Annotated in this window: 21 protein-coding genes; 11 read left to right on the top strand and 10 right to left on the bottom strand. The window is 68.5% G+C overall.

The window, feature by feature from the left end; translation table 11 throughout:
* Window positions 1-30: 30 nt before the first annotated feature.
* Window positions 31-261, bottom strand: coding sequence for an Lrp/AsnC ligand binding domain-containing protein (locus tag OS889_RS15510; RefSeq protein ID WP_372391343.1), 231 nt, complete (start codon window positions 259-261; stop codon window positions 31-33).
* Window positions 261-950 (bottom strand): potassium channel family protein, encoded by a 690-nt coding sequence (locus OS889_RS15505; RefSeq protein WP_372391341.1) that lies wholly within the window; start codon window positions 948-950, stop codon window positions 261-263. The genes OS889_RS15510 and OS889_RS15505 overlap by 1 nt, the downstream gene beginning before the upstream one ends.
* Before the next feature lie 114 nt (window positions 951-1,064).
* Between OS889_RS15505 and OS889_RS15500 the strand changes: the two genes are divergently transcribed.
* Both OS889_RS15500 and OS889_RS15495 read left to right on the top strand, forming a co-directional pair.
* Window positions 1,065-1,295 carry an Lrp/AsnC ligand binding domain-containing protein gene (locus tag OS889_RS15500; protein WP_372391339.1) on the top strand — a complete coding sequence of 77 codons (231 nt, stop codon included), beginning with the start codon at window positions 1,065-1,067 and terminating at the stop codon, window positions 1,293-1,295.
* 160 nt (window positions 1,296-1,455) lie between these two features.
* The gene (locus OS889_RS15495; RefSeq protein WP_372391337.1) at window positions 1,456-1,788 is read left to right on the top strand and encodes a DUF7991 family protein; all 333 of its coding nucleotides are present in this window, start codon (window positions 1,456-1,458) and stop codon (window positions 1,786-1,788) included.
* Here OS889_RS15495 and tmk read toward each other — a convergent pair.
* Window positions 1,785-2,384 carry a dTMP kinase gene (tmk, locus tag OS889_RS15490; protein ID WP_372391335.1) on the bottom strand — a complete coding sequence of 200 codons (600 nt, stop codon included), beginning with the start codon at window positions 2,382-2,384 and terminating at the stop codon, window positions 1,785-1,787. The two genes, OS889_RS15495 and tmk, sit on opposite strands and share 4 nt — an antisense overlap.
* Before the next feature lie 133 nt (window positions 2,385-2,517).
* Here tmk and OS889_RS15485 point away from each other — a divergent pair, with 133 nt between their 5' ends.
* The 5 genes from OS889_RS15485 to cofG all read left to right on the top strand — a co-directional run bounded on the left by OS889_RS15485 (window position 2,518) and on the right by cofG (window position 7,682).
* Window positions 2,518-3,444 (top strand): complex I NDUFA9 subunit family protein, encoded by a 927-nt coding sequence (locus OS889_RS15485; RefSeq protein WP_372391332.1) that lies wholly within the window; start codon window positions 2,518-2,520, stop codon window positions 3,442-3,444.
* Window positions 3,445-3,665: 221 nt separating this feature from the next.
* On the top strand, window positions 3,666-4,847 hold the full coding sequence (locus OS889_RS15480; protein ID WP_372391330.1) for a tubulin/FtsZ family protein: 1,182 nt from the start codon (window positions 3,666-3,668) through the stop codon (window positions 4,845-4,847).
* Window positions 4,816-5,601 carry a hypothetical protein gene (locus OS889_RS15475; RefSeq protein WP_372391646.1) on the top strand — a complete coding sequence of 262 codons (786 nt, stop codon included), beginning with the start codon at window positions 4,816-4,818 and terminating at the stop codon, window positions 5,599-5,601. Before OS889_RS15480 ends, OS889_RS15475 begins: the two co-directional genes overlap by 32 nt.
* A 28-nt stretch (window positions 5,602-5,629) precedes the next feature.
* The gene (gene cofC, locus OS889_RS15470) at window positions 5,630-6,307 is read left to right on the top strand and encodes a 2-phospho-L-lactate guanylyltransferase (protein ID WP_372391328.1); all 678 of its coding nucleotides are present in this window, start codon (window positions 5,630-5,632) and stop codon (window positions 6,305-6,307) included.
* A 196-nt stretch (window positions 6,308-6,503) separates the two neighbouring features.
* A complete protein-coding gene (gene cofG, locus OS889_RS15465; RefSeq protein WP_372391326.1) occupies window positions 6,504-7,682 on the top strand; it encodes a 7,8-didemethyl-8-hydroxy-5-deazariboflavin synthase subunit CofG in 1,179 nt (392 codons plus the stop codon).
* A gap of 33 nt (window positions 7,683-7,715) precedes the next feature.
* Here cofG and OS889_RS15460 read toward each other — a convergent pair whose 3' ends face one another.
* The 3 genes from OS889_RS15460 to cofH all read right to left on the bottom strand — a co-directional run bounded on the left by OS889_RS15460 (window position 7,716) and on the right by cofH (window position 10,968).
* Window positions 7,716-8,264 carry a metal-dependent hydrolase gene (locus tag OS889_RS15460; protein WP_372391324.1) on the bottom strand — a complete coding sequence of 183 codons (549 nt, stop codon included), beginning with the start codon at window positions 8,262-8,264 and terminating at the stop codon, window positions 7,716-7,718.
* A gap of 43 nt (window positions 8,265-8,307) precedes the next feature.
* Window positions 8,308-9,465: a tubulin/FtsZ family protein gene (locus OS889_RS15455; protein ID WP_372391322.1), complete on the bottom strand. Its 1,158-nt coding sequence runs from the start codon at window positions 9,463-9,465 to the stop codon at window positions 8,308-8,310.
* A 75-nt stretch (window positions 9,466-9,540) separates the two neighbouring features.
* Entirely contained in the window at window positions 9,541-10,968 is a 1,428-nt protein-coding gene (gene cofH / locus OS889_RS15450) for a 7,8-didemethyl-8-hydroxy-5-deazariboflavin synthase subunit CofH (protein WP_372391319.1), read from the bottom strand.
* A 195-nt stretch (window positions 10,969-11,163) separates the two neighbouring features.
* Here cofH and OS889_RS15445 point away from each other — a divergent pair, with 195 nt between their 5' ends.
* The 3 genes from OS889_RS15445 (at window position 11,164) to purQ (ending at window position 13,208) form a co-directional block, all read left to right on the top strand.
* A complete protein-coding gene (locus tag OS889_RS15445; protein ID WP_372391317.1) occupies window positions 11,164-12,198 on the top strand; it encodes a phosphoribosylaminoimidazolesuccinocarboxamide synthase in 1,035 nt (344 codons plus the stop codon).
* 81 nt (window positions 12,199-12,279) lie between these two features.
* Window positions 12,280-12,534, top strand: a complete 255-nt coding sequence (gene purS, locus OS889_RS15440) for a phosphoribosylformylglycinamidine synthase subunit PurS (RefSeq protein WP_372391315.1) — start codon at window positions 12,280-12,282, stop codon at window positions 12,532-12,534.
* Window positions 12,531-13,208, top strand: coding sequence for a phosphoribosylformylglycinamidine synthase I (gene purQ, locus OS889_RS15435; RefSeq protein ID WP_372391313.1), 678 nt, complete (start codon window positions 12,531-12,533; stop codon window positions 13,206-13,208). Before purS ends, purQ begins: the two co-directional genes overlap by 4 nt.
* A 26-nt stretch (window positions 13,209-13,234) precedes the next feature.
* Here the strand turns inward: purQ and OS889_RS15430 are convergent, their stop codons facing one another.
* The 3 genes from OS889_RS15430 to OS889_RS15420 all read right to left on the bottom strand — a co-directional run bounded on the left by OS889_RS15430 (window position 13,235) and on the right by OS889_RS15420 (window position 17,160).
* Window positions 13,235-14,740, bottom strand: coding sequence for a type IV pilin N-terminal domain-containing protein (locus OS889_RS15430; protein ID WP_372391312.1), 1,506 nt, complete (start codon window positions 14,738-14,740; stop codon window positions 13,235-13,237).
* A 2-nt stretch (window positions 14,741-14,742) separates the two neighbouring features.
* Window positions 14,743-15,813: a hypothetical protein gene (locus tag OS889_RS15425; RefSeq protein WP_372391311.1), complete on the bottom strand. Its 1,071-nt coding sequence runs from the start codon at window positions 15,811-15,813 to the stop codon at window positions 14,743-14,745.
* 249 nt (window positions 15,814-16,062) lie between these two features.
* Window positions 16,063-17,160 carry an archaeosine biosynthesis radical SAM protein RaSEA gene (locus OS889_RS15420; protein ID WP_372391309.1) on the bottom strand — a complete coding sequence of 366 codons (1,098 nt, stop codon included), beginning with the start codon at window positions 17,158-17,160 and terminating at the stop codon, window positions 16,063-16,065.
* A 202-nt stretch (window positions 17,161-17,362) separates the two neighbouring features.
* Between OS889_RS15420 and OS889_RS15415 the strand changes: the two genes are divergently transcribed.
* Window positions 17,363-19,300 carry an aldehyde ferredoxin oxidoreductase family protein gene (locus OS889_RS15415; protein ID WP_372391307.1) on the top strand — a complete coding sequence of 646 codons (1,938 nt, stop codon included), beginning with the start codon at window positions 17,363-17,365 and terminating at the stop codon, window positions 19,298-19,300.
* A gap of 203 nt (window positions 19,301-19,503) precedes the next feature.
* On the opposite strand, the gene OS889_RS15410 is transcribed toward OS889_RS15415, so the two are convergent.
* Window positions 19,504-19,794, bottom strand: coding sequence for a hypothetical protein (locus OS889_RS15410; protein ID WP_372391305.1), 291 nt, complete (start codon window positions 19,792-19,794; stop codon window positions 19,504-19,506).
* Between the last annotated feature and the right edge of the window lie 50 nt (window positions 19,795-19,844).

Genomic DNA, 19,844 nt, shown 5'->3' with positions numbered 1-19,844 from the left:
TCGGGCGGCGGAAGCTCATAGCGAGTACTCTCACTCCATCCCGATGTGTGTCTCCGTGCCCTCGATGCCGTCGAGTTCGCGGAGCGCGGCGGCGACGTCCTTGAGTGCCGAGACGTCGTCGGCCCGCGCCTTCACGACGTAGTCGACGTCGCCCGCGACGACCTCGACCCGCTCGATGGTCTCATCGATCCCCGCCATCGCGGGCTTGAGCCGGTCGACGTCGCCGCTGGACGCCGTGACGGTGACGTAGGCGGTGACCATCACGCGACTCCCTCGTCGGTCTCGGGCGCGAGCGTCTCGCCGACGATCAGCTTCCGGACCTCCTCTAGGACCTCGAAGTCCGCGAGCACCGCCAGGCGGTCGCCGGCTTCGAGGGAGTCGTCCGAAAGCGGCAGTCCCATCGGCTCGCCCGCCTTCCCGAACGCCAGGATCCGGGTCTTCGCGGGGAGCGCGACCTCCTCGATCGTGTACCCGCGCATCGGCGAGGACTCGCTGACGGTCATCTGGACCACCTGGAGGCTCTGGGCGACGTCGGCGATGGCGCGGATCGACCCGCCAAGGAGCGCGTTCTTCGCGCCGAGCGCGCCCAGGCGCTCGGGGTAGACGACCTCGTCGACCTCGTCGGCGTACTTCTGGTAGACTTCCTCGCGGTGCTCCTCGTCGACGCGGAGGACCGTCCAGGTCCGGTGGTGCTTGGCGATCGAACACGCCGTGAAGTTCACGTTCAGGTCGCTCGTGAGCGCGCCGATCCCGTCGGCGTCTTCGATCCCCGCCTCCGCGAGCACCGCCTCGCGGGACCCGTCGCCGTGGACGACCTCGAAGCCGTCGTCGCGGGCGCGCTCGACCCTGTCGCGGTCCTTCTCGACGATCGTGATCTCGTGTCCCTCCTCCCTGAGGACCCGAGCGGTGCGGAGTCCGACCCGACCTGCACCAATGATAACGAACCGCATACCACATCGGTACGCCGCCGCCCGCCAATAATGTTTCTCCGGAATCGACGCCTCCGCCGCGGCTCCTCGTTCGACGTCGCAAGTGCTATGTGACACCACACCATACAGCGTCGTATGGTCGACGCGTTCGTGATGATCGAAACGGAGGCCGGCGCGGTCGAGCGGTCGCTGGCGGCGGTCCGCGAGCTCGACGCGGTGACGGAGGCGCACATCGTCGCGGGCGCGTACGACATCATCGCCGAGACCACGGGCGAGCGCGTCTACGACGTCCTCGACGCCTCGTCGTCGGGGGTCCAGCGCCTCGACGGCGTCACCGACACCACGACGTACATCGCGATGGACTGAGAGTGATCGTCTCTCCCCGCCGAACGTCGTCACGGGGGTGGCGTTCGGCGGTAAATAGTGAGAGTAACCACTATGAGCCGCGTCGCGGGCGCTGTCCCGGCTTCGACGCGTCCGCGTGCCGAGCCGAACGCGTAAAGGTCACAGCGCTCGTATCTCGGCTATGGTCTCGGTCGTCGGCCTCGTGCTGTTCGGCGCGGTGCTCGTCATCCACACCCTCCTGGCGGCGGTGCTGACCCGCTTCTTCCGGCTCCGGCTGAAGACGCAGTGGGGCTACGTCATCTACTCGTTCGTGCTCATCCCGGTGGCGCTCCTCGTCACGACGCTCGTCTTCTTCGGCGTCCTCCCGATCGGCGCGGGGCTCGATCTCGGCCCGACGGCGCTCCTGGGTGCGGCGGTCGGCCTCCCGCTGGCGCTCGGCTTCACCATCGACACGCTCTACGTTCCCGCGCCCGACGAGTACGACCTCCCGGAGCGCCGCGGGGACGGCTCCTAGCTCTCGGCGACGAACTCCTCGACGTGGTCGATCACGGCCTCCCGGACCGCCGGGAGCGGCTGTGTGGCGTCGACGCGGACGAAGCGGTCCGGCTCGGCCTCGATGAGCCGCTCGTAGTTTTCGGCGACCCGCGAGAGGTACTCCACGCGTTCGAATTTGTTCGTCGCGCCGGCGCGCTCGGCCGCCACTTCGGGGTCGACGTCGAGGTAGATCGTCCGGTCCGGCGGATGGGAGAACGCCTCGTGGATCTCCCGGATGTACTCCAGGGGGTCGCGGCCGCCCGCGAGGTACGACTCCGCGAGCGCGGCCGCCTGGTAGGCGAACCGCGAGTCCGAGTAGCGGTCGGAGACGACGAGGTTCCCGTCGGCGAGCGCGGGGCGCACGACCCGCGAGAGGTGGTCCGCGTGGTCGGCGGTGAACAGGAAGAGTTCGGCGAGGGGGTCGGCGCCGTCGTCCCGCATCGACCGCGAGACGGCCTCGCCGTACCACGAGCCGGTCGGTTCGCGGGTGAACACCGCTTCGGGGTAGGCCTCGCGCAGCGCCTCCCAGGCGGTGGTCTTCCCGCTCCCGTCGAGACCCTCCAGCGTGAGGAGCATACTCGGAGGTGGCGGCGGCGCGCGGTAAAATCCTCCGAGTCTCGTCGCGGCGGCTCGGCGACCGCTCGACCGCCCGCCGACGGCGTGCGTATCGGCAGTTACCTTTACGGCCGTATGGCGCGACGTCCGGAGTATGAACGTCCTCGTCGTGGGCGGAAGCGGGTTCATCGGAAGCGCGCTCTGCCGGGAACTGAAGGCTCGGGACCACGAGGTGACGGCCCTCTCGCGGAGTCCGAGTAGCGACGACCTCCCGTCGGGCGTCAACAAGGTGATGGGCAACGTCCGGGACTACGACTCCATCAAGGAGGCCTTCGAGGGGAAGGACGCGGTCTACAACCTCGTCGCGCTCTCGCCGCTGTTCAAGCCGGACGGCGGCGACGAGATGCACGACCTGGTCCACCGCCAGGGCACCGAACACGTCGTCCGCGCGGCCGAGAAGCACGAGGTCGATCGCCTCGTCCAGATGAGCGCGCTCGGCGCCGCCCCCGACGGGCCGACCGCCTACATCCGCTCGAAGGGCGAGGCCGAAGAGATCGTGACCGAGTCCGTCCTCGACTATACGATCTTCCGCCCCTCGGTCGTCTTCGGCGACGGCGGGGAGTTCGTCTCCTTCACGAAACTGCTCGCGCCGCCGTACCTCAGCGCCCTGCCGGGCGGCGGCAAGACCCGGTTCCAGCCCGTCTGGGTCGGCGACCTCGTCCCGATGCTCGCCGACGCGATCGACTCCGACGAGCACGCGAACCAGACCTACGAGATCGGCGGTCCGGACAAGCTCACCCTCGCGGAGATCGCCCGGATGATCCACGAGGCCGACGGCCGCTCGACCACGATCGTCCCCGTGCCGATGGGGCTCGCGAAGATCGGGCTCACGCTGGGCGATGCGATCCCCGGCTTCCCGATGGGGAAAGACCAGTACCGCTCGCTGCGGTTCGACAACGTCACCGACGACAACGACGTCGGCGCCTTCGGCGTCGGAACGGGCGAACTCACGACGCTGAGTGCGTATCTGAACGGACGGGCGGGCCGCGTCGAATCGGGTGCGGCGGCGACGTCCGGGTGAGGCACGGACCCCCGATCGGGCGCCGAGATCAGTCGGTCCAAATATAAAAACTGAGAAATAGGCCGACCGGCTTCGCGGAGCTCACACTAAGCGTCGATTAACGCCCCCGCGCTGTCCCCCGATTTTTACGATTCGACCGTGGTTCCGTCCTTTTCGGACCATCACAAGGTTTATGTCCGCGTTTGCACTGGGATACACCCAATGGCGAGGGGACCCGACAAATGAAGCTTGCAATGATCGGTTTCGGGCAGGCCGGGGGAAAGATCGTCGACAAATTCGTCGAGTACGACAAGCGCCACGATTCGGGCATCGTCCGTGCGGCGGTCGCGGTCAACACGGCGAAGGCCGACCTGATGGGGTTAGAGCACATCCCCAAGGACCAGCGGGTCCTCATCGGGCAGTCGCGCGTGAAGGGCCACGGCGTCGGCGCCGACAACGAACTCGGCGCCGAGGTCGCCGAGGAGGACATCGACGAGGTCCAGGGCGCGATCGACAGCATCCCGGTCCACGAGATCGACGCGTTCCTCGTCGTCGCCGGGCTCGGCGGCGGCACGGGAAGCGGCGGCTCGCCCGTTCTCGCGAAGCATCTCCAGCGGATCTACACCGAGCCCGTCTACGGTCTGGGCATCCTCCCCGGGAGCGACGAGGGAGGGATCTACACGCTGAACGCGGCGCGATCGTTCCAGACGTTCGTGCGGGAGGTCGACAATCTGCTCGTCTTCGACAACGACGCCTGGCGGAAGACCGGCGAGTCCGTCCAGGGCGGCTACGACGAGATCAACGAGGAGATCGTCACCCGCTTCGGCGTCCTCTTCGGGGCCGGCGAGATCGGCCAGGGCGGCGAGGTCGCAGAAAGCGTCGTCGACTCCTCGGAGATCATCAACACCCTCGCGGGCGGCGGCGTCTCGACGGTCGGGTACGCCTCCGAGACGGTCGAAAACGACTCTTCCGGCGGCGGACTCCTCTCGCGGCTCACCGGCGGCGACGAGGAGGACGACCTCGACACCGCCCACACGACGAACCGGATCACCTCGCTCGTCCGCAAGGCCGCCCTCGGGCGTCTCACCCTCCCCTGTGAGATCGAGGGCGCAGAGCGGGCGCTGCTCGTGATGGCCGGCCCGCCGCGGCACCTGAACCGGAAGGGAATCGAGCGCGGCCGCAAGTGGATCGAAGAGCAGACCGGCAGTATGGAGGTCCGTGGCGGCGACTACCCGATCACGGACTCGAACCGCGTCGCCTCCGTCATCCTCCTCTCGGGGGTGACGAACGTGCCTCGCATCAAGGAGCTCCAGCAGGTCGCCATCGAGGCACAGGACAACATTGATGACATCCGGGAGGAAAGCGAAGAGAACTTGGAGAATCTGATTAATGATGACGAAGACGAGCTGGAGTCGCTTTTCTAACCTCGCGCTGGCCTGTCTCTTCGTCCTCGCTGTCGCTTCAGTCCCCGCCGCGGCCGTTTCGGTCGGCGACTCGGACGTCACGAGCGACGCCGAGGTCGGCAGCCAGGTCACCGCGACGGTCACGCTGAACGAACTGTATCAGAACCCGACCCTCGAATCGTGGTCGCTCGCGGGCAGCACCGAACTGACTGACGTCACCTGGACGGTGTCGTACTACGATCAGACCGGCGCCCGCGTCAGCCAGGAATCCTTCGACGGCCAGTCGTTCTCCGGCGCGGAGATCGCCACCGCCGACGGGACCAGCGAGGTCGAAGTCCGAGTCACCGGGACGGTACCCCAGGTCCAGGAGTACTCCTACGAGCCCGCCCAGTCGTTCGTGGTGATGGACCTCCAACAGACCCGCGAGGGCGGCTCGACCAACGACATCGACAACTGGACGGCGACCCACTACACCCAGGAGTCCCGCGAGGCCCGGAACGCCATCGCGGACGCCGAGACGGCCGTCTCCCAGGTGAACTCCCAGGAGGCCGACCGGAGCCTCCGGAACGCTATCGAGGCGTACAACGGCGAGGAGTTCACCCTCGCGATCGACCTCGCGAACCAGGCCCAAGAGCAGGCCCAGCAGACCCAGCAGTCGAATCAGCTGATGCAGTACGCGCTGTACGGCGTCGGCGCCCTCGTCGTGATCGGCCTCGTCGTCGGCGGCTTCCTGTACTGGCGCTCCCAGCAGCAGGGCCACGACAAGCTCGGCTGATCGGGTCTTTTCGCCTCCGTTCGCGCCGATGCGCGTTATCGTCCCCTTCACCGCTCGCGACCCGAAGACTCGGCTCGCACCCGTCCTCGACGCCGACGAGCGGCGGCGCTTCGCGTTCGCGATGCTCCGCGACGTCGTCGACGCCGTCGCGGCCGCCGGAGGAACGCCCGAACTCCTCGTTCCCGGTCCGCTCGCTCCGCCCGCGGACGACCTCGTCGACGACTCCGACGCCGACCCGCTCGATGACCTCCCGAGGACGGTTGACGAGCGACCGCTGACGCCCGCCGTGAACGCCGCGCTCTCGCGGCTCGGAGATGGCGACGTCGGCGAACTCGCCGTGGTGATGGCGGACCTCGCGCTCGCGACACCCGAGGCGCTCGCGCGGCTGTTTGGCGCCGGCGGCGACGTCGCGATCGCGCCGGGGCGCGGCGGGGGCACGAACGCGCTCGTCGTCCGCGATCCCGACTTCCGCGTCGACTACCACGGCACCTCCTACCGCGATCACCGCCGCATCGCCGCGGACGCGGGGCTCTCGGTCGACGCCGTCGACTCGATGCGGCTCTCGACCGACGTGGACGAGCCGGACGACCTCGTCGAGGTGCTGTTGCACGGCGACGGCCGATCGGCGGCGTGGCTCCGCGAGGCCGGCTTCGCGGTCGACACCGGCGGCGAATCGCGCGTCGCGGTTCGGCGACCGGACGGGTAGCCCGTCCGCTCCCGTGACGGCTCTCGTGGCGAACAGTCGGCACTCCGTTCCGAACCGCCCCCGCGCCGACGTGCCGAGCAACCGCGGCCCGACGCGGGGCGTCTCTCAGCGCACACCGCCGCTGGCCGCGCGTCGGTATATGAACCTTCGCCGCGGAGCGACAGTTTTTGTACGTCACCCGACGAGGAATGGCACGATGTTCCCCGCGGCCGCAGAGTACGACGTCGACATCGAGATTTCGGACACCGACGTCGAGCGACTGCTGGACGCCCGCCCGTCCGACGTCGCGCCGGCGCCCGAACTCACCTTCTCGCGGAACGTCTTCCTCCCGCTCACGACCGCCTGTCGGTACACCTGCACCTACTGCACCTACTACGACGTCCCCGGCGAGGCCGCGCTGCTCTCCCCCGAGGAGGTCCGCGAGCGCCTGCGGGTCGGCGCCGACGCCGGCTGCACCGAGGCGCTCTTCACATTCGGCGACCGGCCGGACGACCGGTACACCGAGATCCACGAGCAGTTGGCGGAGTGGGGCTACGACGACGTCCTCGCGTACCTCCGGGACTGCTGTGAGATCGCGCTCGAGGAGGGGCTGCTCCCACACTCGAACCCCGGGGATCTCACCGAGGCCGACTTCGAGCGCCTCGGGCCCGTCAACGCCAGTATGGGCGTGATGCTGGAGACCACCGCCGACGTCGACGCCCACGCGGGCGCCCGGCGGAAGACGCCCGGCCAGCGGCTGAACACGATCCGCGCCGCGGGCGAAGTGGGGATGCCGTTCACGACGGGTATCCTCGTCGGCATCGGCGAGACCTGGCGGGACCGCGCCGAGAGCCTGCTGGCGATCCGCGCGCTCCACGAGCGCTACGACCACGTCCAGGAGGTGATCGTCCAGAACGTCGTCCCGAACGAGCGCTCGGACTTCGAGCGGCCGTCGGTCGAGACGATGCGCCGGACCGTCGCGATGGCCAGGGCGGCCCTTCCCGAGGAAGTGTCGATCCAGGTCCCGCCGAACCTCTCGCCGACGCGGGACCTGCTCGACTGCGGCGTCGACGACCTCGGGGGCGTCTCGCCCGTGACGGAGGATTACATCAACCCCGACTACGCCTGGCCCGCGCTGCGGGAGCTCGAAGAGATCGCCGCCGACGCGGGCGTGCCGCTGTACGAGCGCCTCCCGGTCTACGACCGGTACCTCCCGGAGCCGATCAGGCGCGCCGACTTCGCTGGACGCGTCGCAGCGGGCGAGTGGCTCTCCGACCGGATCGCCGCGGCGATCACCGCCGACGACGTCCACGGCGAGCGGTACCGCGGCGTGGCGCGGCGCGACGGCCCGCTCGCGGTCGATTCTCCCTCGACGGAGAGCGGATCCGCGGACTGACGCCCGCTCGGCACTCAGACTCGGATGCCGGTCTCAGATCCCCAGCCACTCGGGCACGCGCTTGCGGACTACCGTGTACGCGGCCGCGAGCGCGACGCCACCGACGACGAGCGCGCGGGGCCACCCCTCGAACGCCAGGGCCGCGGGCGTCGCGAGGACGACCGTGAGGACCAGGTCCTCGGGAGCGCCGTCGTACCGGACGAGGTACCGCGGGCGGAGCCACCGGCGCCGCGGGTGGAGGAAGACGGCGCGCTGGGAGGTGCGCTCCCACGGGCGGAGTTCGTCGCCGGCGCCGAGCCAGTCCGACGCGGAGTGGATCCCGGCGGTGAGGAGACAGAGCGCGGCCGCCACGGTCAGCGGGCCGGGCGCCAGTACGGCCGCGACGCCCGCGACGACGCCGGCGACCGAGTAGTAGACGGGGAAGTGGAGCGTCTTCCGGTGGGTCCCGACGAAGAGGTCGAGGTCGGGGACGACGCCGCCCAGGACGGCGCCGGCGGCGGCCGGGAGGGCGAACTCCGGCGCCAGGAGCGCGACGGGCGTCGCCAGCAGCAGCCCTGCCGCCACGTGGGTGGTGACCATCATCGGGCGACGGGAGGGGCGCGACGGCCTTGAGTCTGATTCCCGGTCAGAACAGCGGGTCGATACCGCCCTCGCCGCCCCACACGAGGTTCCGGAGCGCCTCCGGGCGTTCGGCGGCGCGCTCTTCGAGGTTCCGCTGGGTCTCGCGGCCGACCTCCTGGAGCTCCTTGATCCGGGGGACGTCGGTGACGCCCGACAGCACCACGAGCGCCGCGACGTACTCGGAGTCGGGGATCGGGTAGTCGCCGCCGCGGACCTCCATCGTGCCCGTCTCGTCTTCGAGCCACCGGCGAGCGTCCTCGACGCCCTTCCGACTCAGGTACTGCGGCGGGCCGCTGACGATCAGGAGCGCCCGCTCTGTGCTCTTGACGTTGGCCGGGAGCGTGAGGTTCCCGAGGGTCGCCCGGCGGACCGTCGTCGAGATGCGGTTCACCACCTCGGTCTCGTCGGGCGCCGCCTCGCGGCGGCCGAAGATGCCGCGGGCGGGGCGGTCCAGGTGCGCGTTCGCGTAGCCGACGGTCGTCACGCCGCCGCCCGCGAGGGTGTTGATGATCTCGGAGGCGTCGACGACCGACTCGGGAACGGGGCCGTCGTCGACCTCGCCGGCGCTGCAGAGGACGCCCAGGCGGCGCGCGATCTCCTCGTTGATGGCGGCGTAGCCGCCCTGGACGGACTCGCCGGTCTTCCGCCAGGCGTCGTTGTCGAAGACGAGCAGATTGTCGACCTCCCGCACGAACGTCTGGAACGATCGCGCCGCGTTCAGCGTGTAGATTCCTCCCTCGTCGCTCCCGGGGAGGAGCCCCAGGCCGTACACCGGTTCGGTGTAGAGCCGGCCGAGTTCGCGCGCGATGACCGGCGCCGCGCCCGAGCCGGTCCCGCCGCCGAGCCCGGCGACGACGAGGAACGCGTCGACCTCGTGGAGGGGGACGTCGTCGACGGCCGCGGTCACCTCGTCGAGGTCCTCCTCGGCGATCCGGACGCCGAGTTCGTTGTCGGCGCCGCAGCCGTGGCCCTTCACGCGCGACTGCCCGATGAGGATCCGCTTTTCGACCGGCACTCGACGGAGGCCGAGCAGGTCCGCCTTCGCCGAGTTGATGGCGACGGCCTGGGTGACGAAGTCGGTTCGGCTGTTCGACTCGTACTCCAGGACCGCGTCCGCGACCTTCCCGCCCGCCTGTCCGACCCCGATGATCGCGATGTTCATTTCACTCTCCCGTTCGGCGCGGTCGGGTAAAAGACTCCGGCGCCGTCCGGTCCGCGATCGTTTCCCGCCGCGGCCTCAGTCGTCCGCGGCCATCCCCTCGTCCGCCTCCCTCGACGCCCCGAGCATCGGCGTCCCGTCGGCGCGCGGGCCGAGTTCGGGGCCGTGCGGGCCGTCGTCGGGGTCGATCGGCCGCCGCGTCCGGTAGTCGGTCGAGCGCTCGACCGCCGGGCGACCGATCGCGCCGATCATATCGACGTAGTCGTCGAACGAGCGGAACTCCCCGTAGGTGCCGCCCGCGCGAGTGGTGATCTCCTCTGAGAGGATCGTCCCCATGAAGTCGTTCGCGCCGCAGTTCAGCAGTTTGAGGGCCTTCGCGTCGCCAAATTTGACCCACGAGGACTGGACGTTCTCGACGTTGTCGAGGAAGAGCCGCGCGACCGCGACCACCAGCTCGTCCTCGGCATCTGTCGCGCCCCCGGAGACGACGCCGCGCTCGAACAGCGGGGTGTTCTCGTGGACGAACGACAGCGGGACGAACTCGGTGATTCCCCCGACTCGGTCCTGGAGATCCCGGATCACCTTGAGGTGGCGGACCCGGTGGGCCGCGTTCTCGACGTGGCCGTACATCATCGTCGCGGTGACGTCGAGGCCGGCGGCGACGGCGCCCTCCATCGCCGTGACCCACTCCTCTGTGGAGATCTTGCCCGGGCAGATCACCTCGCGGACCTCCTCGACGAGGATCTCGGCGGCGGTCCCGGGCGCCGAATCCAGCCCCGCCGACGCGAGGTCGCGGTAGACCTCCTCGTAGGACCAGTCGGTCCCGCGGCGGGCGTGCTGGGCTTCCTCGGGCGTCATCGAGTGGAGGTGGACGCCGCCGACGGACATCGCGCGCATCTGGTCGACGTACGTGCCGGGGTCGGTGTCGTAGACGGCCGGCGGCTTGTAGTTCACCTCCCGTGCGGGATCGTCGAACGCCGCGAGGACCTCCCGGTGCTCGTCGTTCAGCGCGAACGCGGGATGGAGCCCCGAGACGGAGGTGACCTCGTAGATGCCCATATCGAGGGCGTCGTCGACGATCGCGCGCGACTCCGCGGGCGTCTTGGTGAACCCCGCATGCTCGCCGTCGTGGTCGCTCTCGAACCGGTGGGCGGTGTCCTTGAAGTTGCAGAACAGACAGCCCGTGTTGCAGGCGGTCGTGACGTTGTTGTTGAGGTTCGCGACGAACGTGACGTCCTCGCCGACGACCTCCGCGCGCCGGCGGTCTGCGGCCTCCAGGACCTGTTCCTTCCGCACGGGGTCGATCCCCGCCCGATCGGTGCCGGTCGTGATGAGTTCGATCCCGTCGTCGACGGTCAGGCGCTCGCCCGCCCGCGCCTTCGCCAGCGCGTTCTCGAACGACTGGTCGGTCTCGGGGACGATATCGAAGTCGAGGTCGGGGTCGCGGGCGCCCGTCCCGGGCCCGGAATCTGCGCCGCCGTCCCCTCGTCCAGCCGTCTCGCGCATACCCGGGTGACACGGCGTCGGTGGACAAAAAGCTGGGCGATAGCGACGGTCCGGCCTCGACGCTTCGACGAAGCGCGTGACCGACGGCCGCGCCGGATGCAGTAGTCACGATCGTGAATAGATCGGTCCGACGGACGCGGTGCCTACACACGCCAGTGGAAGCCTTCTTGTGCGATGCCGACGCCAGTTCGGCGTATGACGAGCGTCAAGGAGTTCCGCGTGGAGGCGGAGCCCACGGCCGAAGAGTTGGGCCGCGGGCGGTTCGTCTTCACCGATCAGTACTCCGTCTTCGACTGGGGCGAGATGCCCGATCTGATCTCGGAAAAGGGGGCGTCGCTGTGTACGATGGGCGCGTACAACTTCGAGCGCCTGGACGAGGAGGGGATCCCGACCCACTACGTCGGCGTGTCCGATCCCGGCACCGAAGCCACGGATCCGGTCCCGCTCGGCGACTGCGACGCGCCGCCGACGGAGATGGCGATCGAACTCACGCAGGTCCCGGACCTCCCGTACCTCGGCGACGACGAGTACGACTACGACGCCTACCACGACGCGGCGGGCGAGAACTACCTGATCCCCTTGGAGATCGTCTTTCGGAACACCGTCCCCGTGGGGTCGAGCCTCCGCTCGCGCGGCAGTCCGGAAGAGTACGGCCTCGACGCCGAGACCTGGCCCGACGAGGTCGTCGACCTGCCCGAGCCGGTCGTCGAGTTCTCGACGAAGTACGAAGAACAGGACCGCTACCTCTCCAGAACCGAGGCCGACCGGATCGCCGGCGCGGCCGACCTCGGAGCGTTGGAGGACGTCGCGCTCGCGGTCAACGACCTGCTGAACCGCGAAGCCGAAAAGCGCGGATTCGTCCACGAGGACGGCAAGATCGAGTGTCTCTACCACGACGGCGAGGTTCGGGTCGCCGATGTCGTCGGCACCTTCGACGAGAACCGCTTTTCGTACGGCGGCCAGGAGGTCTCCAAGGAGGTCGTCCGGCAGTACTACAAGCGGACCGACCCCGAGTGGGTCGAGGCCGTCTCCGCCGCGAAGTCCCGAGCGCGCGAGGAGGGCGTCGCCGACTGGCGCGGGCTCTGCGAGCGCTCGCCGGACCCGCTCCCCGACGACGTGCTCCAGGCCGTTTCGGATCTCTACGCCGCGGGAACGAACGCCTACACCGGCACGGCGTGGTTCGACGCCCCCGAGGTCGGGGCCGCGGTAGACCGCGTCCGCGACCTCTGACCGCCGGCCGACCAGTTCACGTTCGTGTACACCCGAGCCAGTCCAAAACGACTTTTACACACGACCGCGCACGTTCGCCCGATGACGACCTACACCGCGACGGTGACCGTCCGCCTCAAGCGGGGCGTCTTGGACCCCGAGGCGGAGACGACGAAGCGCGCGCTCGAACGCCTGGGGTTCGAGCTGGACGCGCTCCGCTCGGCGGACCAGTTCGAGGTCGACCTCGACGCCGACTCCGCGGAGGCGGCGGCCGAACGGGCCGACGAGATGGCCGAGCGGCTGCTGGCGAACCCGACCATCCACGACTACGACGTTGAGGTGGCCGAGGCGGAATGACCGTCGCAGTAGTTCAGTTCGGCGGCTCCAACTGCGACCGCGACGCCGTCCGCGCGCTCTCGCACCTCGGCGTCGACGCCGAGCGCGTCTGGCACGAGGACGGGCTCCCGAGCGACGTCGACGGCGTGATCCTCCCCGGCGGCTTCTCCTACGGGGACTACCTCCGCGCGGGGGCGATGGCCGCGCGCTCGCCGATTATGGACGACGTCCGCGCGACGGCCGAGGCGGGAACGCCCGTACTCGGCGTCTGCAACGGCGCCCAGATCGGCTGCGAGTCGGCGCTCACCCCCGGCGCGTTCACCACGAACGCCAGCGCGCGCTTCCAGTGCGAACCCGTCCACCTGCGCGTCGAGAACGCCGAGACGCCGTGGACCGCCGCCTACGACGAGGGCGACGTGATCGAGGTCCCCATCGCCCACGGCGAGGGCCGCTTCGAGATCTCGGAGTCCAAGTACGACGACCTCGTCGCCGACGACCGGATTCTCTTCCGGTACTGCGATTCGGCGGGCAACATAACCGACAACGCGAACCCGAACGGCTCCCGCGGCAACGTCGCGGGTATCACCGGCGAGTCGGACCACGTCGCGGTGCTGATGCCCCACCCCGAGCGGGCGACCCTTCCCGACCTCGGCCGGGGCACCGACGGTCAGGGCGTGCTGTCGGCGTTCGCCTGAATCGGGCGTCGGATCCCCATTTTCTCCTACGGATCGGCCCCGTCGGCGACGTCGGTGATCACGCGCTCATCGACGACGATGCCGTCGGTGTCGATCACGCGGACGGTGAACCGGAAGGTATCGCCCTCGGTGCCGCCCTGCGAGTACTGGAGATTGCCGTTCGTGTTCGTGCCCGAGAGCTCGGTGCTCGCCCAGGAGTTGTTGAGGTCGCGGACCAGCACTTCGGCCTGGACGAACTCCCCGTTCGGATCCGACACCCGGTACTGGATCCGGTAGTCGCCGTTGCTGTTTCTGGAGCGGTCCTGCACGGTCACGCTGTCGAGGGTCGGGCTCGTCGGGCGGCTGAGGTCCGCGTTGCCCGACGGATCGGCCCCGTCGGCGACGTCGGTGACCACGCGCTGATCGACCACGACGCCCGCCGAATCGAGCAGCTGGACCGTGATGCGGTACTCGTCGCCCTCGGTGCCGCCGTAGCTCGCCTCGGCGTAGTCGTCGACGTTGTTCCGCGGGTCCGCGCTGGTGTAGGTCGCGTCGGCTCCGCCGCTGTCGAGGTTCTCGTAGCGCACCCGCACCGAGCCGAAGTCCGCGCGGTTCGTGACGTTGTAGGAGACCTCGTAGTTCGCCTCCGCGCCGCCGAGGTCGTCGATCACGGTCCCGGCGAACTGCGGGCTGCCGGGGTCTGTCGTGTCGCCGCCGGACTGGGAGTCGCCGTCGGCGACGTCGGTGAACGTGACCGAGTCGGTGACGGTCCCGTCGGTGTCGAACACGCGGATCGTGATCTCGTACTCGCTGCCCTGCTGGCCGCCCTGCGAGAACGTGACGTCGCCGCGGGGGTCGGTCGCGGTCACGGTCTCGTCGCCCCAGTCGTTGTTCCGGTTGTCGAAGGTCACCTCGACGCGATCGAACCGCGCGGTGTTGTTGACGTCGTAGTACAGCGTGTACTCGGTGTTGGAGTTCGCCGAGGTGTCCTGTAGGGTGTAGCCCTCCAGCATCGGCTCTTGCGGCGTGGGCGTCGGTGTCGGCGTCGGCGTGGGAGTTGGCGTTGGCGTGGGTGTGGGTGTCGGCGTCGGAGTCGGGGTTGCGGTCGACGTAGTCGGCGCTCCCCCACCCCCCGGCAGCGTCTCGTAGTCGTCGTAGAGGATCGCACCGTTCTGGGTGGTCCTGATCAGGAGGATTCGGATTCGCCCCGTGAATGGGTTCTCTACCGTCACCGACTCGCCGCCCTCGAACAGCTCGTTGGTATCGAGATTATGGTCGGATTTGGTCAGATTCTCCAGGTCGTATGACTTTTCACCGCTTTCGTTCCTCAGTATGAGATCGAGTTCGGAAAGCGGCAGATTCTCGCCCCCGACGTGCGTAAGCGTGAGCGACGTCTCATCCAGTTCGGACTGGAACGCCGCAGAGGGCCGCTCGGCGCTCACCTGGCGGTCGTAGTTGACGAGGAGCCCCACGCCCACGGTGGAGACCGAAATGATGACGACGGCAGTGATGAGGAGCGTGCCGACCGTCTCGCTCTGGGCGCGGGAATCCATTACTATGGGATGTCGACGAAGTACGTTCCCTTCTCGCCGGTTTCGAAGCGGAACTCGACGACGAAGAAGTCACGTTGCCCTATCTTTTCGCTCCCTCCATCTTGATCAAACTCGAACGAAATTGTCGTTTCAGTTTCGTTTCCTGGAAGCTTGATGTCCCGATCGAGAGCGCGCATCGAGTCCAAGATGGTGAAATCGTCTGCGTAGATGATATCAGCTGTGGAATTATTAATATCGAACGGGTCTACAGCGTTGCCGCCGGTGGATTGCGCGTTGAAATAGAACGACATCCGGGCCTGCGTGATATTCGTATCTTGACTCGCAGTATTATTTAGCGTGATGTCGATCGTATCCTGATCGTCTCCAGGCTCAATATCCTGCAGGTACACGTCGTTCGGCCCCGCAGGATTGATCTCGATCCCGCCCTGCTGGCGCTCCCCGCCGGGCGGCGCTTCGTTCAGGCCGACTGGCGCGCACGCCACCGCGACCTCGCCCGAAAAGTCGATCGTCAATTCGCCGCCGGAGACGGCCACGTTCGCGGGGTCGACCTGCCCGGCCAGCAGTTGCTCCCAGGTGTCTTCGCTGAGCCCGGTCGGGACGGTGACGTCGGCATCTTGAACTTCTTCATCGTTGACGTTCCCCGGCACCGACTCGACTGGCGTCCGCTCGACGCCGACCTCGTAGAGGCTCGTGTTCAGCGGGCGGACCGTCACGGTATCGCCCTGCACTAACTGTTGCCCGGTCAGAAGCACCGTCCGGTCGCCGAAATCGAGATACAGGACCGTGTTCTCGTAAACGATCGTCGGGGCGTTCTGATACTCGTTGTAGCCGGGGACGTATTCGAGGGTACGGGTCTGGATTGGGCCCGAGGAGGGGCAGATGTTGGTTCGCGCGTCGCCGTCGCCGTCAACGATGCTGACCGGCTCCGCCGGGCCGGTCCGGAGCGTCCCCGAGGCGGGCGGCGGATTGATGCCGAGGACCCGGACGGGATACCGGGTGCCGAGCTTGACCGAACTGTAGGTGGTCTCGCCGCTGGCGTCGGCCGAGAGGATCGCGTTCCGCACCTCCAGCATATCGTTCTGGACCTGCTGGCTGTGCGCGAACTCGACCCCCTCGTTCTCGCTCGGCACGTACGACGCCTGGTAGATCGACAGCAGGATGATCAGAAACCCCAAGATGAGGACCGCGCCGATCACCCCCGAGACCCCCCGGTCGTCCCGCCGGAACTCCATACCGCCCCCTCGGCGGGCCAGGGCTATTAATGCTGGTACGCCGTTATCGAATCGCGGAATCGGCGGCTCTCATACCGAGAGTGCTCAGTATCAGCGGGACAGCGGCATCCCGTAGCTCGTCTCGGCCTCGACGACGTACTCCCAGGTGGCCTTGCAGTCGCAGGAGACCTGTCCGAAGACCGCGGGATCCTGCCGCTTGTCGAAATCCTTGATCGCCTTCTGCACCCGGTCGTCGCACTCGCCGCAGTTGTGCGCGCCCCGATCGGAGCCGTGTCCGACGGGGTCGGAGACGACGATCGCGTCGACGTCGGCGGTGCGGTCCAGCACCTCCGCGACCGACCAGAGCCACGGCGGGCGGTAGCCGCCCTCGAAAAAGAGCTCGTCGACCATCGTGTACCGCTGGACGTTCGTGGGATTCATCGAGACGGTGTGGCAGCCGTCGACCTTCGCGCACCGCCGGATCGACGACACCATGTCCTCGATCGCCTCCGACTCCGAGAGGAACGGGGGCTTCATCAGGAGGTAGGCCTTCACGCCGGCGTCGACGCCGCTCGCCTCGATGTCGGCGTCGCGCGCCTCCGCGCAGGCGGCCTCGAAGTCCGCGAAGTCGAAGTACTTGTTCACGCAGTCGTGGCGGATCCGATCGGTCGCGGTCTCCAGGCCGACGGCGACGTCCGTCGACAGGCCGACGTCGGTGAAGTCGGCGATCTTCTCCCGCTCGACGAAGTCCGGGAGCGACTCGACGACGATCCGCTGCCGGTCGGCGAACGTCTCGGCGATCGCCCGTCTGGTCTCGGCGCCGACCTCCCGCTCGTCGAGGAACGACCCGGAGGTGTAGATCTTGATCAGGTCGGCGGGCTCGTCGGCGTTTTCGGCTTCGTGCTCCAGGCAGACCTCGATCTGGTCCATCAGCGCGTCGTGGGCGACGCTGCCGCCCTCGACGGACTCGGCGACGTAGCCGCACATCGTGCAGCCGCCGGCGCGGGCCCACCGACAGCCGCCGGTGTTGAGGATGATCGTCAGCGACTGCACCACGCCGTCGGGCGTGTTGTCCTCGTCGAGCCAGACGCGCGTCGGCTCGTGGGGGTCGTAGTGCTTGTCCTTCTGCGAGCGGATCTCCCGCATCACCTGATTGTGGGCGTCCATCCCCTTCCCGCGCTCGTAGACCTCGGGGCTCGGCTGACTCATTACCGCCCCGTAGCCCGCGGGCCGGTATATCTCCTCCGTCTGTGCGGCCCCCGCGAGCGCGCCGCGACGCCTTTCTGCGGTCCTGTGTGCGGTCCGTCGATCCCGTCGCCGACGCGTCGGTCCGCGCCGTAACCGAATGTCGTTATTCGCTCGTGGTAACGCCTAACAGAATTCGGGCCCTATGTAAACACGGGCAATAACTATGACAGATTTAGGCGGATTCAACGATCACGTCGCGCGCATCGACCTGTCGAGCGGCGACGTGCGGTACGAGGGCATCGACGACGAGGACGCGAAGAAGTACATCGGCGGACGCGGCCTCGGCGTGAAGTACGTCTTCGACCAGGGCGTCGACGTCGACCCCGAGGGCCCGGAGAACCTGTTGGCGTTTATGAACGGCCCGCTCACGGGCACACAGGCCCCGATGAGCGGTCGCATCGCCGTCTGTACGAAATCCCCGCTCACGGGGACGGTCACGGACTCCCACCACGGCGGCTGGTCCGGCGCCCGACTCAAGTGGTCGGGCTTCGACGGCCTGCTCTTCGAGGGCCAGGCCGACGAGCCCGTCTACGCCTACGTCGAGGACGGCGAGGTCGAACTCCGCGACGCCTCCGACCTGTGGGGCCTCGGCGTCCACGACGCGATGGACAAGATCGAGGCGGACCACGACGGCCAGTTCGGCAAGAACCTCTCGGCGATGGCGATCGGCCCGGGCGGCGAGAACGGCACCAAGTACGCCTGCATCGTCAACGAGGACGACCGCGCCTCCGGCCGCGGCGGCACCGGCTGCGTGATGGGCTCGAAGAACCTCAAGGCGATCGTGATCAAATCGGGTACGCGGATGCCCAAGCCCGCAGATCCCGAGACGTTCACCGAGGGCTACCAGGAGGCGATGAACCTCATCCGCGAGTCCGACGTCACCGGTCCCAACGAGGGCGGCCTCTCGCTGTACGGCACCAACGTCCTGATGAACCTCACCGAGGAGATGGACGGGCTGCCGACGCGAAATGGCAGGTACACCTCGACCCACTCCGAGGCGGACGCGGACCCGAGCGAACCCAACATCGACGCCGAGAACGTCTCCGGCGAGAACGTCCGCGAGAACATCCTCGTCGACGAGCCGACGTGTCACTCCTGTCCGGTCGCCTGTAAGAAGGAGACCGAGGTCACCTACGAGCACAAGGGCGAGGAGCTGAACGTCCGCGGCGAGTCCTACGAGTACGAGTCGGCGTTCGCGCTCGGCCCGAACTCGATGAACGACGACCGCGACTCCATCGCGGTGATGATCAACAAGTGCAACGACCTCGGCATCGACACCATCGAGGCCGGGAACATGATCGCGATGGCGATGGAGATGACAGAGCAGGGCAAGCTCGACGACCTCGACGACGGGATCGAGTGGGGCGACGCCGAGCACATGATCGAGCTGCTCGACGAGATCGCCCACCACAGCTCCGATCTCGGCGAGCTGCTGGCGAAGGGCGCCCGCCGCATCGCCGAGGCGCGCGACGCCCACGACAACTCCCTCGCGGTGAAGGGCCAGACGATCCCGGCCTACGACCCGCGCGCGATGAAGGGAATGGGCATCGGCTACGCCACCTCCAACCGCGGCGCGTGCCACCTGCGCGGCTACACGCCGTCGGCCGAAATCCTCGGCATCCCGGAGAAGGTCGACCCGAGCGAGTGGGAGGGCAAGGGCGAGCTGTGCGCGCTCTTCCAGGACCTCCACGCGATCTCGGACTCCTTCGACATCTGCAAATTCAACGCCTTCGCCGAGGGCATCGACGAGTACGTCGCGCAGTACAACGGGATGACCGGCCGCGACGTCACCGAGGACGAGCTGATGGAGGCGGGCGACCGCATCTACACCCTCGAACGCTACTACAACAACCTCGTCGGCTTCGACGGCGACGACGACTCGCTGCCGGGTCGGTTCGTCGAGGGCGACGAGGCGATCCCCGGCCAGGGCGGCGTCGAGGGCGAGCTCTGCGAGCTCGAGAAGATGAAAGACGAGTACTACGAGCGCCGCGAGTGGGTCGACGGCGTCGTCCCCGACGAGCGCCTCGACGAGCTCGGCATCGAGGTCGGCCCCGGCACGGGCGTCTCCAGCGGCGACAGCCCGGCCCCGGCCGACGACTGATCGCACCCGCCGCCCTCGGACGGCAACACTGATGCCGGTCCGGTCCTGAGCCCGGATCGTGGGCGTCGTCGCGGCGCGCGACGCCGGAACGGCGGCCGCACGCGGACGCGGGCGGGGTCGAACCACGCGCCCCGATTTTCATCGCGCTGGTCGAACGACACAGCGGCGGCTCCGGTCAGACGCCACCCGACGCGGGGGCGCCGTCACTTCTCGCGCGTACGGGAGAGTCGGTCGGCCTCGTCGCTGACCCGCGCGAGCTCCCTGTCGGCCTCGGCGTCGGCGCCGCCGTGGCCGTAGCGGACCGACCAGTCGAGCACCGACGGGACGAAGCGCGAGCCCCTCGACTCGTCGCCACGGTTCCCGCTCCCGGACTCGCTCTCGGCGCTCCCGTCGGGGCCGGCGGTATCGACGTCCGCGTCGTCACCCGTCCCGTCCCCGTCGCGCTCGCGGGATCGGAGGCGGCCGACGATCCGGGCCAGAGCCGTGCGGAGCATACGCTTCCATTCTCGGCCGAGCGACAAAACGTTCACCCGGCGACGATCCC

This window comes from Halobellus sp. MBLA0158 (assembly GCF_041477585.1).
Classification (GTDB): domain Archaea; phylum Halobacteriota; class Halobacteria; order Halobacteriales; family Haloferacaceae; genus Haloquadratum; species Haloquadratum rubicundus.
The sequence above is the reverse complement of the archived record's forward strand: the minus strand, read 5'-3'. Positions and strand labels throughout refer to the sequence as shown.